General features: G+C 74.9%; 15 protein-coding genes and 1 pseudogene. 6 read left to right on the top strand and 10 right to left on the bottom strand.

Translation table 11 applies throughout. The features are described 5' to 3' along the window. Together ispD and HCJ94_RS28420 are read right to left on the bottom strand one after the other, a co-directional pair. On the bottom strand, positions 1-693 hold a 693-nt coding region (ispD, locus tag HCJ94_RS28415), incomplete at its 3' end, for a 2-C-methyl-D-erythritol 4-phosphate cytidylyltransferase (RefSeq protein WP_168004091.1). Positions 694-749: 56 nt separating this feature from the next. Then, positions 750-1,235, bottom strand: coding sequence for a CarD family transcriptional regulator (locus HCJ94_RS28420; RefSeq protein WP_012015454.1), 486 nt, complete (start codon positions 1,233-1,235; stop codon positions 750-752). Positions 1,236-1,563: 328 nt separating this feature from the next. Here HCJ94_RS28420 and HCJ94_RS28425 point away from each other — a divergent pair, with 328 nt between their 5' ends. Beyond that, complete coding sequence (locus tag HCJ94_RS28425; RefSeq protein WP_168004092.1) at positions 1,564-2,253, top strand: hypothetical protein; 690 nt, start codon at positions 1,564-1,566, stop codon at positions 2,251-2,253. Positions 2,254-2,256: 3 nt separating this feature from the next. On the opposite strand, the gene HCJ94_RS28430 is transcribed toward HCJ94_RS28425, so the two are convergent. Genes HCJ94_RS28430 through HCJ94_RS28445 form a run of 4 tightly spaced genes read right to left on the bottom strand, consistent with a single transcriptional unit; the run spans position 2,257 to position 5,661 of the window. Then, on the bottom strand, positions 2,257-2,595 hold the full coding sequence (locus HCJ94_RS28430; RefSeq protein ID WP_168004093.1) for a hypothetical protein: 339 nt from the start codon (positions 2,593-2,595) through the stop codon (positions 2,257-2,259). A 35-nt stretch (positions 2,596-2,630) separates the two neighbouring features. After that, positions 2,631-3,680 (bottom strand): type III polyketide synthase, encoded by a 1,050-nt coding sequence (locus HCJ94_RS28435; protein WP_373684470.1) that lies wholly within the window; start codon positions 3,678-3,680, stop codon positions 2,631-2,633. A gap of 34 nt (positions 3,681-3,714) precedes the next feature. Further along, entirely contained in the window at positions 3,715-4,881 is a 1,167-nt protein-coding gene (locus HCJ94_RS28440) for an acyl-CoA dehydrogenase family protein (RefSeq protein ID WP_168004095.1), read from the bottom strand. Between the two features lie 42 nt (positions 4,882-4,923). Then, positions 4,924-5,661, bottom strand: coding sequence for a methyltransferase domain-containing protein (locus HCJ94_RS28445; RefSeq protein ID WP_168004096.1), 738 nt, complete (start codon positions 5,659-5,661; stop codon positions 4,924-4,926). A 46-nt stretch (positions 5,662-5,707) separates the two neighbouring features. Between HCJ94_RS28445 and HCJ94_RS28450 the strand changes: the two genes are divergently transcribed. The 4 genes from HCJ94_RS28450 to disA all read left to right on the top strand — a co-directional run bounded on the left by HCJ94_RS28450 (position 5,708) and on the right by disA (position 10,325). Beyond that, complete coding sequence (locus HCJ94_RS28450) at positions 5,708-6,568, top strand: UbiA family prenyltransferase (protein ID WP_168004097.1); 861 nt, start codon at positions 5,708-5,710, stop codon at positions 6,566-6,568. 138 nt (positions 6,569-6,706) lie between these two features. Further along, a complete protein-coding gene (locus HCJ94_RS28455) occupies positions 6,707-7,477 on the top strand; it encodes a hypothetical protein (RefSeq protein ID WP_168004098.1) in 771 nt (256 codons plus the stop codon). A gap of 86 nt (positions 7,478-7,563) precedes the next feature. Next, positions 7,564-9,018, top strand: coding sequence for a DNA repair protein RadA (radA, locus tag HCJ94_RS28460; RefSeq protein WP_168004099.1), 1,455 nt, complete (start codon positions 7,564-7,566; stop codon positions 9,016-9,018). A 131-nt stretch (positions 9,019-9,149) separates the two neighbouring features. Beyond that, entirely contained in the window at positions 9,150-10,325 is a 1,176-nt protein-coding gene (gene disA, locus HCJ94_RS28465) for a DNA integrity scanning diadenylate cyclase DisA (protein WP_168004100.1), read from the top strand. 75 nt (positions 10,326-10,400) lie between these two features. Here disA and HCJ94_RS28470 read toward each other — a convergent pair whose 3' ends face one another. The 3 genes from HCJ94_RS28470 to HCJ94_RS28480 form a co-directional block, all read right to left on the bottom strand. Continuing rightward, positions 10,401-11,141, bottom strand: coding sequence for a hypothetical protein (locus HCJ94_RS28470; protein ID WP_168004101.1), 741 nt, complete (start codon positions 11,139-11,141; stop codon positions 10,401-10,403). A 136-nt stretch (positions 11,142-11,277) separates the two neighbouring features. After that, entirely contained in the window at positions 11,278-11,841 is a 564-nt protein-coding gene (locus HCJ94_RS28475; RefSeq protein ID WP_168004102.1) for a peptide deformylase, read from the bottom strand. Next, positions 11,838-12,350, bottom strand: coding sequence for a glycine cleavage system transcriptional repressor (locus HCJ94_RS28480; protein ID WP_168004103.1), 513 nt, complete (start codon positions 12,348-12,350; stop codon positions 11,838-11,840). Before HCJ94_RS28480 ends, HCJ94_RS28475 begins: the two co-directional genes overlap by 4 nt. A 100-nt stretch (positions 12,351-12,450) precedes the next feature. Here HCJ94_RS28480 and HCJ94_RS28485 point away from each other — a divergent pair, with 100 nt between their 5' ends. Beyond that, the gene (locus HCJ94_RS28485) at positions 12,451-13,350 is read left to right on the top strand and encodes an iron-sulfur binding domain-containing protein (protein WP_168004104.1); all 900 of its coding nucleotides are present in this window, start codon (positions 12,451-12,453) and stop codon (positions 13,348-13,350) included. A 91-nt stretch (positions 13,351-13,441) separates the two neighbouring features. On the opposite strand, the pseudogene HCJ94_RS28490 reads toward HCJ94_RS28485, so the two are convergent. Then, positions 13,442-13,559: pseudogene (locus HCJ94_RS28490) on the bottom strand (C39 family peptidase); the annotation flags it as partial.

Consider the following 13,559-nt stretch of genomic DNA (forward strand, 5'->3'; position numbering starts at 1 on the left):
AGCGCCGGTGGCCAGCAGGTGCTCGGCCAGGGCCAGGTCGAACGGCCGGGTGATCTTCAGCGCGTACTCCGAGCCCGGCACGCACACCACCGGGACGCCCAGCTTTTCGACCAGCCCCGCGTCGTCGGTCAGCGGGTCGGTGGCGGTGGCGTGCGCGGCGGTCAGCACCGCCCGGCGGAAGCCCTGCGGGGTCTGCACCGCCCGCAGGGCGGCGCGGTCGACCGTGCCGAGAACCCGCTCGCCGGCCCCGACCTCCTTGATCGTGTCGACCACCGGCAGCACGGGGATGACCGCGTCGTGACCGGCCCGGACCGCCCCCGCGACGGATTCCACCAGGTCGGGAGGGGTCAGGGCCCGGGCGGCGTCGTGCACCAGGACGATCTCCGGACCGGCGGGCACCGCGGCGAGCGCGGCGGCGACCGACGCCTGCCGTTCGGCGCCACCGGGCACCACGGTCACCGGCGCCACCGGGGCCAGCAGCTCGCGGACCGCGTCCAGCTCGCCCGCCGGTGCCGCCACCACCACCGTGTGCACGGAGGCCGCGGCGGCCAGCCGGCGGACCGCGTGCACCAGCAGGGGCTCGCCGCCCAGCAGGCGCAGTGCCTTCGGCCGGCCGGGACCCAGGCGTACCCCGGCACCGGCCGCAGGCACGAGGACCGCGACGTCACCGCGCGGATTGAGCTGCGCGGTCACGTCGCGGTCCTCGGTGGTTTCTTCGCTGTGGATCGGGTAGGACGATGGGGTGCGGATCAGGCTTCGGTCAGCACCTTGTCAAGCAGCGTCTCCGCCTCGTCCTTGGTGCTCTTCTCGGCCAGCGCGACCTCGCCGACGAGAATGTCGCGGGCCTTGGCGAGCATGCGCTTCTCGCCCGCGGACAGCCCCCGCTCCCGCTCCCGGCGCCACAGGTCGCGGACGACCTCGGCCACCTTCAGCGGATTGCCGGAGGCCAGCTTCTCCAGATTCGCCTTGTAACGCCGCGACCAGTTGGTCGGCTCCTCGGTGTGCGGAGCCCGAAGTACGTCGAAGACCTTTCCGAGGCCCTCTTCGCCGACCACCTCGCGCACACCCACGATCTCGGCGTTCTCAGCGGGCACCCGGACCGTGAGGTCACCCTGCGCGACCCTCAGAACGAGGTACTGCTTTTCCTCGCCCTTGATGACCCGAGTCTCGATTGCCTCGATGAGTGCGGCCCCGTGGTGGGGGTAAACAACGGTCTCGCCGACACTGAAAACCATAGGTTCGAAACCCCTTTCGCTGTGTCTAGGGTAACACGCTCAGACACCGATGTCTCACCGCTGTCCTGACCGTTGGCGCAGCTCAGGGGCCCTGTGAGAGGTATTTCTTCAGCTTGACAGGCCGCCAGACCGAAGAATCGAACACACTCCGTGACGACCACGTGACGTCCCGGTACGGGTGACGGAAACCCGAGATCAAGGGCGATGCGCTCGACCTCATGGTATCCCGCTGCGCGGGTACGCGCCCAGGTGTAGCGGCAGGAGGTCCGGTGGGGGACGCTGGAGAGGAGCCCGCCGCAGGCTCACCGAGACAATTCCAGGGGGTCCGATGGGCAAGCCCGACGCAGACGGCCCCGGACTGCCCGACCTGCCGCCGGAGTGGGGCCGGGTGGTCGTACCGGACGACGCCTCGGCACTGGCCGCCGAGGCCGAAGAGGTCCGCCGGGAGCTGCGCCGACAGGCGCAGGGCCACGCTCGCCGACCCGTACCGCCACTGGCGGCGCCGCTGCTGGTGCTCCTGGTGGCCGTGTTCACCACCGTGGCCGGCCTGGTCGCCGTGACCTGGCCCCGCTCACCCCGCGCGACGCCGTCGGTGTCGACGCCGGCCCCGTACGCGCCGCCGGCGGGGCTGACCGGGCGACCGCTACCCGCGCTCGACCTGGTCGACGACGGGCGGCCGGTGCCGCTGCGCGGGCTGCTGCCGGCGGTCATCGTCCTGGTCGACGGGTGTGCGTGCGCCGGCGAGATGGCCGGTGCCGCGTCCGTCGCGCCGCCCGGAGTCACCGTGGTCACGGTCGACGCCGACCCGGCCGTCCGCGTCCCTCCCCCGCCCGCCGGGACGACGGTCCGCGCGCTCGCCGACCCGGCCGGCGGGCTGCGCGCCTTCCTGCACCTGCCGACCCGTGCCGGGGTCGCCACCGCACTGCTGGTGGACCGCTCGGGCACCCTGGTCAAAGTGGTCGCCGAGGTCCGCTCGACCGCGGACTACCAGCCCGAGCTGGCCCGCCTGGCCGGCTGACCCTCAGGACAGCGCGACCAGCTGCGCCGCCACCCGCACCGGCTGGTCGTTGACCGTCGAGAGGGAGATCTGCACCGGGCCCCCCACGCCGGTCACCTCCGTCGCGGTGGTGACCGGGCCACCGCAGCCGCTGGTCATCGGGCCGGCGTAGCGGGCGCCGTCGATGACGATCAGCAGCTCCCCCGGGCCGGTGCAGCGGAACTGCAACAGGTACCGGTCGCCGTCGCGGGCGTACGACCGACGGATCAGGCCGTCGCCCGGCGTGATCGTGGCGCGGCTGCGCCACACGACGTCGACGGACGGCAGCGGGTCGTCGACGCGCTCGACCCGGGTGTCGGGCACCGGCCGGGACCACCCCGGCGCGGTCACCCGGCCGGTCAGGGCTGCTGTTCGAGCAGTGCCGCGTACAGGGTGAGGCCCGGGCCGAACGCCAGCATCACCACCCGCCGGGGCGGTACGGCGGCGCGGCGCAGCCGGTCCAGGATCAGCAGCACCGTCGGCGAGGAGCAGTTGCCGTGCACGTCCAGCGTGGCCCGGGAGGCCGCCATCCCGTCCGGCGACAGGGCGAGCTCCCGCTCCACCACGTTGAGGATGCGCGGGCCGCCCGGGTGGACCGCCCAGCCGTCCACCCCGGACAGGGAGGTGCCGTGCCGGGCGAGCAGGTCGTCGACCAGCCCGCGGACGTGCGTGGAGAGCACCTGCGGCACCTTCGGCGACAGCCCCATCCGGAAGCCGCTGTCGGTGACGTCCCACGTCATGTGGTCGGCGGTCGACGTGTCGGTGACCGACGTGACCTCGCGGAGCGCGTACCCCGGGCCGCCCGGCATGACCACGACGGCGACGGCGGCGTCCGAGAAGAGCGCGTGCGAGACGATCTGCTGAGTGTCCACCCGGGCCGTGGAGGGCTGGATGTGCAGGCTGGTCAGCTCGGCGCAGAGCAGCAGCGCCGGCCGGCCCCGGGCGGTCACGAAGTCGCTCGCCGCGCCGAGCCCGGGCAGTGCGGCGTAGCAGCCCATGTGACCGACGAACATCCGCTGGGTGCCGGGCGCCATGCCCAGGTCCCGGGCGAGCAGGATGTCCAGCCCCGGGGTGGCGTACCCGGTGCAGGAACAGACCACGAAGAGACCGACGTCGTGGGCGGCCAGGCCGGCGGCGGTCAGCGCCCGGCCCACCGCCTCCTTGCCCAGCGGCAGGGCCTCCACCTGGTAGCGGCGCATGCGCCGCTCGGTCGGCCAGTCGGAGACGTCCTCCAGCAACGGGTTGACCGCGGCCTGCCGCCGGCTCACGCCCGAGTTCGCGAAGATGCGCTGGGCCAGCGCCCGGGTGGTGCCGGAGAAGTGTTTCGAGAAGAACCCGTCCCACAGCTCGGCCTGGTCGGCCGACGGCGGGTGTGCCGTACCGATACCCGCGATCACTGGCACGGCCACGATGCCCACCTTTCGTCGTGATTCCCCTGCACGTTCACCAACGAGGGGCCGACCCGTCACGGTCCGGGTCGCCACCGAGCGCCGCGATGCCGAGCCAGTCCGCGCACACGTCGGACGTCGCGGGGTGCAGCGAACCGCAGCGCGCGTCCCGGTAAAGCCGCTCCAACGGATGCCCCCGGCGGGTCGCCGACGTCCCGGCGGCCTCCAGCACCGAGGCCGCCACCTCGGCCGCCGTGGTGCCGGCCAGCAGCTTGGCCCGCCACACCCAGCGGTTCGTCTCGGCGTCGCCGGGTGCCTCGTCGACCCGGCGGGCCGCCTCGGCGACGACCAGGTCGGCCGCCGCGACCGCCGCGTCGGCGCGGCCCAGCCGGGCGCGGACCGCCGGCAGGCCGGCGAGGTTGCGGGCGTTCAGGTGCTCGGCGGCCGCGTCGATCGCCGCCCGGGCGACCCCCACGTACACGGCGGCGTAGCTCGCGACCAGCCAGTGCGGCATCAGCTGCGCGACGACCAGGGCCAGCCCCTCCACGCCGCCGAGCAGCCGGTCGGCCGGGACCGTGACGTCCAGGTGCAGGTCGTGCGAGGAGGTCGCCCGCATGCCGAGCGAGTCCCACGTCTCCTCGACGGTCAGCCCGTCGCCGGCCGGCACCAGGAACTGCGAGACGACCGACGGGTCGGCGGTGCCGCGGGCCGCCACCAGGTAGCCGTCGGCGTGGCCGGCACCGGAGCAGAACGTCTTGCTGCCCTTGATGCGCCAGCCCCCGTCGACCGGCTCGTAGACGGTGCTGAGCTGCGACAGCCGGGCGCCCGCGCCGCGCTCGCTCATCGCGACCGCGTACCAGGCGCCCTCGGCCGCCGCGCGCAGCAGCCGGTCCCGCGCCGCCAGCGCCTCCTCCGGTACGCCGAGCGCCTCGGCCAGTTCCTCGGTCACCGCGCCCAGCGCGCCGGTCACCGAGGCGTGCATGTTGAACACCAGGGCCGTCGCGCCGTTGCCCCGCGCCAGCTCGGTGGCGACGGCCGCGTACTCGGCGAAGGTGGCCCCCAGGCCGCCCAGTTCGCGGGGGACCAGCAGGCCGAACAGGCCCGCCTCCCGCAGGTCCCGGAAGTCGTCGACCGGGAACGACCCCTCCCGGTCGCGCCCGGCCGCCCGGGCGGCGAACCGCGGCGCCAACCGGCGGGCCGCCTCCACAGCCTGCAGCGTCATACCGCCCCCTCTTCCGCGTACCAGTACCCCGCGCCGGTTCCACTATCCCGTTCGGACCCCCCGGCCCTGGTAGAGAACGGCGGTCGACCAGGTCGGCACGATGCGCGGCGCCGGCCCCGCCGCGCCGGTGGCGCCACGTACCCGCCGGGCCAACCAGGCGAGCACGCCGGTCAGCTGCGGCCGGATGCCGCGCAGTCGCAGCTCCACACCGTGCCGGGCGCTCTCGGCGACCAGTGCGCGCGCGTCCACGAACAGCCGTGGGTCGTGGATGCCGCGGGGCACGGTGGGCAGGCGCTCGCCGATGTGGACGGCGAGCAGGCGGCTGAGCGCGGTGTCGTTCAGGGTGTCGAGGACGAGCAGGCCACCGGGGCGGAGCAGGCGGCACGCCTCGGCCACCGCCCGCCGCCAGTCGGGTACGTGCTCCAGCAGCTCACCCGCGGCGACCACGTCGGCGCAGCCGTCGGCGAGCGGGACGGCGGTGGCGTCGCCGTTGACGACGGTCACACCGTGCGCCGCGGCCTGTTCCAGTGCGGAGAAGGTCAGGTCCACACCGACGTGCCGGTAACCCTTGCCGGCCAGGTGCGGGGCGAGCAGCCCGGCGCCGCAGCCGAGGTCGACCAGGAGGGCGCCCGGGCGGGACGCCGCCGGCACGAGCTCGGCGCGCGCCTCGGCCAGCCAGTGCAGCATCGCGAACGCGCCGTCCGGCCGCCACCACTCGCCGGCCAGGTCGTCGTACTGGCGCGGATCGTTGCGCGGCAGGGTACGGCCCGCGTCTCGCATGGACACGAGCGTGGCACGACTGCCCGGTAACGACCAGACTTTCCTCATGCCGTCCACAGTGCTAGGGCGTATCGCGTGGGTGCTGGCCCTGGTCAGGGCGAGCCACCCGGAGCCGGCCGCGGCGGTGACCACGGTCGCCGGCCTGCTCGCCTGGGGCGTGGGGCACCGGCCGCCGGGCGTCGTCGCCGTCGTGTTGACGGTCGCCGCGAGCCAGCTCGCCGTCGGCTGGGCCAACGACGCGCTCGACGCGGAGCGGGACGCCGCGGTGGGGCGTACCGACAAGCCGGTCGCCGCCGGCGCGGTGAGCCGGCGCGGCACGGCCCGGGCCGCCGTGGTGGCCGCGCTCGCCACGCCGGTGCTCGCGCTGGCGACGAACCCCGCCGCCGCGCTGGTGGCCACCGCCGGCCTGCTCTCCGCGCTGCTCTACGACTGGCCACTGAAGTCCTCGCCGCTGTCGGTGCTGCCCTACGCGGTCTCGTTCGGGTCGCTGCCGGCCTTCGTCGTGCTCGCGCTGCCCGGCGCGCCCCTGCCGCCGGTCTGGCTGGTCGCCGCCGCGGCCCTGCTCGGCGCGGGCGCACACTTCGCCAACGTGCTGCCCGACCTCGCCGACGACGCCCGCACCGGCGTGCGCGGGCTGCCGCACCGCCTCGGCCCCGCCGGGAGCCGGGCCGCCGCCGCCGGGTTGCTGCTCGCCGCGACCGCGACGCTGGTCCTCGGGCCGCCCGGGCCGCCGTCGGCGGTCGGGCTCGCCGCGGTGGCCGCCGCCGTCGTGGTGCCGCCCCTGACGTGGTACGGCGGACGCACGGCCAGCCGGGCGGGGGCGCGGCCGGTGGCGGCCTTCCGGGCGGTGATGGTGATCGCCCTCATCGACGTCGTCCTGCTGGTCACCAGCGGTCGGGTGGTCTGAGGATCCCCCCGGCAGGTGGCATCCCCGGGTCGGCGTGCGGCCCTCGATCAGCCCCAATTACCCTGGAGCGCGGTCTGCGCGGGCATGGCCACCGTGCCCGGCGTGCGGCCGGGCGGGATCGTGACGAGGAGGACCGACGTGACGCGCTCGATCAGGGGTTCCCGGCGGGCGGCCCTGCTGCTGTCCGGGCTGGCGGCGACGACCGGACTGCTGCTGTCCGGGTGCGGCGCCGGCCAGGTCGCCGAGACCGCCAACAAGGAGCCGTCGGTCCAGGGCGTCAACCTCCAGACCAAGAACGGTGAGTACGCGGTCCGCGGCCTGCTGGTCGCGTTCCCGGGGGTCGAGGGCTACAAGGCCGGCGCCAACGCGATCCTCAACGCGGTGATCTACAACGACTCGGAGAACCCGGTCACGGTGACGGTCACCACCGACGACGCCCGCGAGGTCGTCATCACCGGCGCCGGTGCGACGCCCGGGGCCGCCGCGTCGCCCACGCCGCACGAGTCGCCGTCGGAGAGCCCGTCGGGCACGCCGTCCCCGGAGGGTACGGAGTCGCCGGAGGGCACCGAGTCGCCCAGCCCGGACGCCAGCCCGGACGCCAGCCCGTCCGCGCCCGCGGCCCCGGCCGGCCAGCCGGCCCGGATCCAGATCCCGCCGCTGAGCTACGTGCAGCTCAACACCGAGGGTCAGCAGGTCCTCCAGCTGCTCGGCCTGAACGAGTCGCTGCGCTCCGGTCAGAACGTCTTCGTGACGTTCGACTTCGGCGGCGGCAACACGGTGACCGGCCCGGCCCCGATCGCCGTGCCGCTCACCCCGGCCGCGCCCCCGTCGCCGATCATCGAGCGCGAGGGCGGCTACGAGGGCCAGGAAGAGGGCGGCCACGGCGGCGAGAGCGGCGCCGGGCACTGACCCGCCACGATCACGGCACCGCCGGCGTTGGTGAACACCACCACGCCGGCGGTGTTTTCGTCGTACGCGGGGGCTAACGTCCCGGTGTGACCACCTCACGATCGACCTCCGCGCGCGCCGGCACGGCGGGTGGGCGCGGCCGTGCCGGCGCCCGCGAGCCCCGCCCGGCGTACGAGTGCGACGCCTGCGGCCACCAGCCGCCCAAGTGGGTGGGGCGCTGCCCGGAGTGCGGCGAGTGGGGCTCGGTGGTCGAATGCACCCTCACCGGCCCGACCGTCTCCGGCCGGGTGGTGAACTCCCGGATGCCGGCCGAGCCGGCCCGGCCCATCGCCACCATCAGCGCGGCACCGGCCCGGGCCCGCCCCACCGGCGTCAGCGAGCTCGACCGGGTGCTCGGCGGCGGCCTGGTCCCCGGCGCGGTGGTGCTGCTCGCCGGGGAGCCCGGTGTCGGCAAGTCCACGCTGCTGCTCGACGTGGCGCAGCAGTGGGCGGCCGGCGGCGGCAGCCCCTCGCTGGTGGTCAGCGGCGAGGAGTCGGTCAGCCAGGTCCGGCTGCGCGCCGAGCGCATGGGCACGCTGCACGACCAGCTCTACCTCGCCGCCGAGAGCGACCTCGCCGCCGTCCTCGGTCACCTCGACGCGGTCAAGCCGGGCCTGCTGGTGCTCGACTCGGTGCAGACCATCTCCACCACCGGCACCGAGGGCGTGCCGGGCGGGGTGACCCAGGTCCGCGCGGTCACCGCGGCCCTGGTCGCGGTCGCGAAGGAGCGGGGCATCGCCACCGTGCTGGTGGGCCACGTCACCAAGGACGGCCAGGTCGCGGGCCCCCGCGTGCTGGAGCACCTGGTCGACGTGGTGCTGCACTTCGAGGGCGACAAGCACTCGTCGCTGCGCATGGTGCGCGGCGTGAAGAACCGGTTCGGCGCGGCCGACGAGGTCGGCTGCTTCGAGATGCACGAGGGCGGCATCAGCAGCCTCGCCGACCCGTCCGGGCTGTTCCTGACCCGCTACTCGGAGCCGGTGCCGGGCACCTGCGTGACGGTGGCGATGGAGGGGCGGCGGGCCCTGGTCACCGAGGTGCAGGCGCTGATCGGGGCGACGGTGGCGGGCTCGCCGAGGCGTACGGTCTCGGGGCTCGACTCGGCCCGGCTCGCCATGGTGCTGGCCGTCCTCCAGCGCCGCACCGAGCGGCTGACCCTGCACGACCGGGAGGTCTTCGCGGCCACCGTCGGCGGCATCCGGGTGGTCGAGCCCGCCGCCGACCTGGCCGTCGCCCTGGCCGTGGCCTCCGGCGGGCTGAACCTCGCCATCGCCCCGCACCTGGTGGCCATCGGCGAGGTCGGTCTCACCGGCGAGGTGCGGCGGGTCGGCGCGGTGCCGCGCCGGCTGGCCGAGGCGGCCCGGCTCGGTTTCCGCCTGGCCCTCGTGCCGCCCGGCTGCGGGCCGGAGAGCACGGGCGTCCGGGCCGAGCAGATGCGCGTGATCGAGGTCACCGACGTCCGGGCGGCCCTCCAGGCTGTCGCGCGGGCGTCCGCGGAGTGACCGGGGCGGGCACCGAGGGCGATACCGGGTCGACCCGGGCAGGCCGGGCGGTCGGGGCGGAGACCGGCATCGTGACACATCACAGTAACCACGACAGCACCCACCGCAGGGCAGTCCGTAGACTGTTGCCCGTGCCGATCGACCGCGACACCACCAAGCCTGCCGGCGCGACCCCCCACGCCCGCACCGGCGCCGTGGGTTCGCCCGCCCGTCCGATCAGCGTCAACGTGACCGGCGGCGCCGCCGGCGACCCGCTGCGGGCCAATCTCGCCCTGATGGCGCCGGGCACCGCCCTGCGCGACGGCCTGGAGCGGATCCTGCGCGGCCGCACCGGCGCCTTGATCGTCCTCGGGTACGACAAGGTCGTCGAGGGCCTGTGCACCGGCGGCTTCCCGCTCGACGTGGAGTTCTCCGCCACCCGGGTCCGGGAGCTGTGCAAGATGGACGGCGCGGTGGTGCTCTCCAGCGACGGCACGCGGATCGTCCGGGCGGCGGTGCACCTGATGCCCGACCCGTCCATCCCCACCGAGGAGTCCGGCACCCGCCACCGCACGGCTGAGCGGGTGGCCCGCCAGACCGGCTACCCGGTCATCTCGGTGAGCCAGTCCATGCGGATCATCAGCCTCTACGTCAACGGCCAGCGGCACGTGCTGGACGACTCGGCCGCGATCCTCTCCCGGGCCAACCAGGCCCTCGCCACCCTCGAGCGGTACAAGCTGCGCCTGGACGAGGTCTCCGGCACGCTCTCCGCGCTGGAGATCGAGGATCTGGTGACGGTCCGGGACGCGGTCGCCGTCGTGCAGCGGCTGGAGATGGTCCGCCGGATCGCCGACGAGATCGCCGGCTACGTGGTCGAGCTGGGCACCGACGGCCGGCTCCTCGCCCTCCAACTCGATGAGCTGATGGCCGGCGTGGACGCCGACCGCACCCTGGTCATCCGGGACTACCTGCCCGCCGGGCGCAAGTCGCGCACCCTCGACGAGGCGCTGGTCGAGCTCGACCTGCTCAGCGCCACCGAGTTGATCGATCTGGTCGCGGTCGCCAAGGCGATCGGCTACCCGTCCGCCTCGGACGCGCTGGACGCGGCCGTCAGCCCCCGGGGTTTCCGGCTGCTGGCCAAGGTGCCGCGGCTGCCGGTGGCGATCGTCGACCGGCTGGTGCTGCACTTCGGCAGCCTTCAGCGGCTGCTCGGCGCCACCGTGGAGGATCTGCAGGCCGTCGACGGCGTCGGGGACGCCCGGGCCCGGGGCGTCCGGGAGGGGCTGTCCCGCCTCGCCGAGGCCTCGATCCTGGAACGCTACGTCTGACCGGCTGCGCCGGAGGACGGGTTTCCCGTCGCCGCACCGCCGTGCGGCCCCGGCTGCCGGCGTCGGCGCGCCCGCTCAGCTGGTGATGGTGAGCCGCACCGGCTCGCTGAGCTTGGTGCCGACCCGCGCGAAGACCTGGTAGGTGCCGGCCGGCGGGTGGGGGCCCGCGGCCACGCCGTCGGCGCAGCGAGTGGTGTCGCGGCCGTTCCAGCCCAGTTGGTAGGAGCGCTCGAAGTTCGGCGTGAACGACTGGACATCCGAGCCACGGCCGGTGCCGCAGGTGTCGGAGGACCAGATCTTCTCGGCACCCGACTTGATGAACAGCTCCTGCACCTCCGCGCCGACGTCGCGGCTGCACGTCCGGTTCGAGCTGTTCCTGATCTTCAGTTGCAGGTCCACGGTCGCGCCCCGGACCACGGTCGCCGGCCGTGCGACAGCGGTCACGGCGATCTCGGCGTCGGTGCAGGTGCCCTCGTCGACGACGGGGTTGACCGGGACCGGGCCGTTCGTGGTGGTCGCGCCCGACGACGGGGTCGCGCCCGACGGGCCGCCGCCGCCCGCGTCGCCCGAGCCGCCGGCCGGCGGGGGCGTGCCCGTCCCCGGGGTCAGCACCGAACCGGTGGGCCCGGGTGTCGCACCGGGCAAGCCCGCGTCCGACGTCGGCTGGACACCGCTTCCACCCGACCGGCCGGAGCGGTCGTCCGAGCCGCTGCACGAGTAGAGCACGACAATCAGGAGGAGGAGCACCGCTCCGAGTACGACGGCACGACGCCGCCAGTACACGGCAGGGGACAGGGGGCCGACCGTCAGACGCATGATGCCCCCACGGTAGCGGCGCAGCGCACCGGTCGCCGCCGCGACGCGCCGAGCCGTCGACAGCTCATGGAGCAGCCCTCCAATCAGGACAGTCAGCGCCGCCGGCCGTGTCCCGTCCGCGACGTACGGTGCGCCGTCAGAGGTAGACCTTGCGTTGGTAGATCGCGTGCGCCCCGGCCACCCGGTCGAGGAACAGCAGACCGGCGCAGTGGTCGATCTCGTGCTGGAGCGCCCGCGCCTCGAACGCGTCGGTGACCAGCCGGACGACCTTGCCGGTCCCCGGCAGCGCGCCCTCCACCACCAGCCGCCCGGCCCGCTTCACGTCGCCGGTCAGGTCGGGCACGGACATGCAGCCCTCCCGCCCGACCTTCCAGCGGCTGGCCTCCACCACCGTCGCGTTGCAGAGCACGAAGGTGCCGTGCACGGTGGCGGCCTTCGGATGACCGGTGACGTCCACCGCGAAGACCTGGGCACCGACCCCGATCTGCGGGGCGGCCAGGCCGACGCAGCCCGGTGACACCCGCATGGTGGCGACCAGGTCGGCCGCGAGGCGTACGGTCTCCTCGGCGGTCGGATCCACCTCCCCGCCGGGCCGGCTCAGCACCGTGGCCGGCGCGGACACCACGGGCCGCACCTCCCCCGGCACACCCAGATCCTCGGGCGTCCAGTCACCCAGGCCCGCGTAGTCCTCGCCGTTCACAGCACGTCCGGATCGGCCGGCCGGAGGGTGACGTCGACGCCCAGGTCGGCGGCGGTCGACGCCAGCCGGGCAGCCACCTTCTCGGCCGTACCCGGCGGCAGGTCCACCTCGGCGACGACGACGTAGAGCGACCCGGCCAGCCGGGTGCTCAGGTCGGTGACGTTACCGCCGGCGTCGGCGAGCACCCGGGTCATCGCCGCCACGATGCCCATGCGGTCCGCGCCGTGCACCGCCATCACGTACGGCTCGCCGGTCCGCGACGACTCCCCGTCCGGAGTCACCGCGCGTACGGTCGCGAGGAGCTGACCGTCGCCGGCGAGCGGCGCCAACGCGGCCTCGACGTCGGCGGCGGCCGGGCCCACGCAGATCAGGGTCATCGCGAAGTGCCCCCGCAGCCGGGTCATCGTGCTGTCGGTGAGGTTCGCGCCGAGCCGGGCGAGCACCTCGGCGACGTCGGCCACGATGCCCGGCCGGTCCCGGCCGATGACGGTGATCGCGAGCTCGTTCATCCCGGCATTCTCCCCGACCGGTCGCACGGTGCGTCGGGGACCCGGTGCGGGTCGCCCAGTCAGCGGGACAGCGCCCGAGGCGTGACATCATCGGCGAGCGATGACTGAGCCGACTTTCGCCACCCTGGTCAGCCGGTGGTACGCCCGTAACGCCCGCGACCTGCCGTGGCGCCGGCCCGACGTCGGCCCGTGGGCGATCCTGGTCAGCGAGGTGATGCTCCAGCAGACCCCGGTCGTCCGGGTGGTGCCCGCGTGGGAGGCCTGGCTGGCGCGCTGGCCCGAACCGGCGGACCTGGCGGCGGACACCCCGGCGGAGGCCATCCGCATGTGGGGGCGCCTCGGGTACCCGCGGCGGGCGGTCCGGCTGCGCGAGTGCGCGGTGGCGATCGTCGAGCGGCACGGCGGGCGGGTACCGGACCGGTTGGAGCAGTTGCTGGCGCTGCCGGGCGTCGGCACGTACACCGCGCGGGCGGTGGCCGCCTTCGCGTACGGGCAGCGGCACCCGGTGGTCGACACCAACGTACGGCGCGTGGTGTGCCGGGCGGTCGCCGGTGAGCCGGACGCCGGCCCCGCCACCCGCCCGGCCGACCTGGTCGCGACAGAGGAACTGCTCCCCGTGGAGCCGGCCGCCGCCGCGCTGGCCAGCGCCGCGTTCATGGAGCTGGGGGCGGTGGTCTGCACCGCCCGGTCGCCCCGCTGCGCGGTCTGCCCGGTCGAGTCGGTGTGCGCGTGGCGCGCCTCCGGACAGGAGGCGCCCGCCGGGCCCACCCGACGGCCACAGCGGTACGCCGGCACCGACCGCCAGGTACGCGGCCTGCTGCTCGGCGTGCTGCGCGAGGCTACCGCGCCGGTTCCCCGGCAGCGCCTGGACCAGGTGTGGGCCGACGACGTGCAGCGGTCGCGAGCCCTGGCCGGGTTGGTGGAGGACGGTCTCGTCGAGCCGGTCGGTGGGTCGTCCTTCCGCCTGGCCGGCGACGGCCCCCCGGTCCCGGTCCCCTGACTGGCCGGCGGCCCCTGGTGCTCAGGTGGTCGAGACGGCGAAGGGCCGGCCCCCGAGGTGGGGGCCGGCCCTTGTCGTGTGTGTCGGTGTGTCAGGAGGTGGCGTAGCCGCGGGTGGCGATCCAGTCCGCGAGGGCCTCGGTGGTCATCCAGTACGAGGCGGTGGCCGGGTTGGCCGAGTCGGCGATCTTCACCTGCTCACCGCCGTCG

The sequence above is a fragment of the Micromonospora thermarum genome, assembly GCF_012034245.1.
In the GTDB taxonomy this organism is placed as follows: Bacteria; Actinomycetota; Actinomycetes; order Mycobacteriales; family Micromonosporaceae; genus Micromonospora; species Micromonospora thermarum.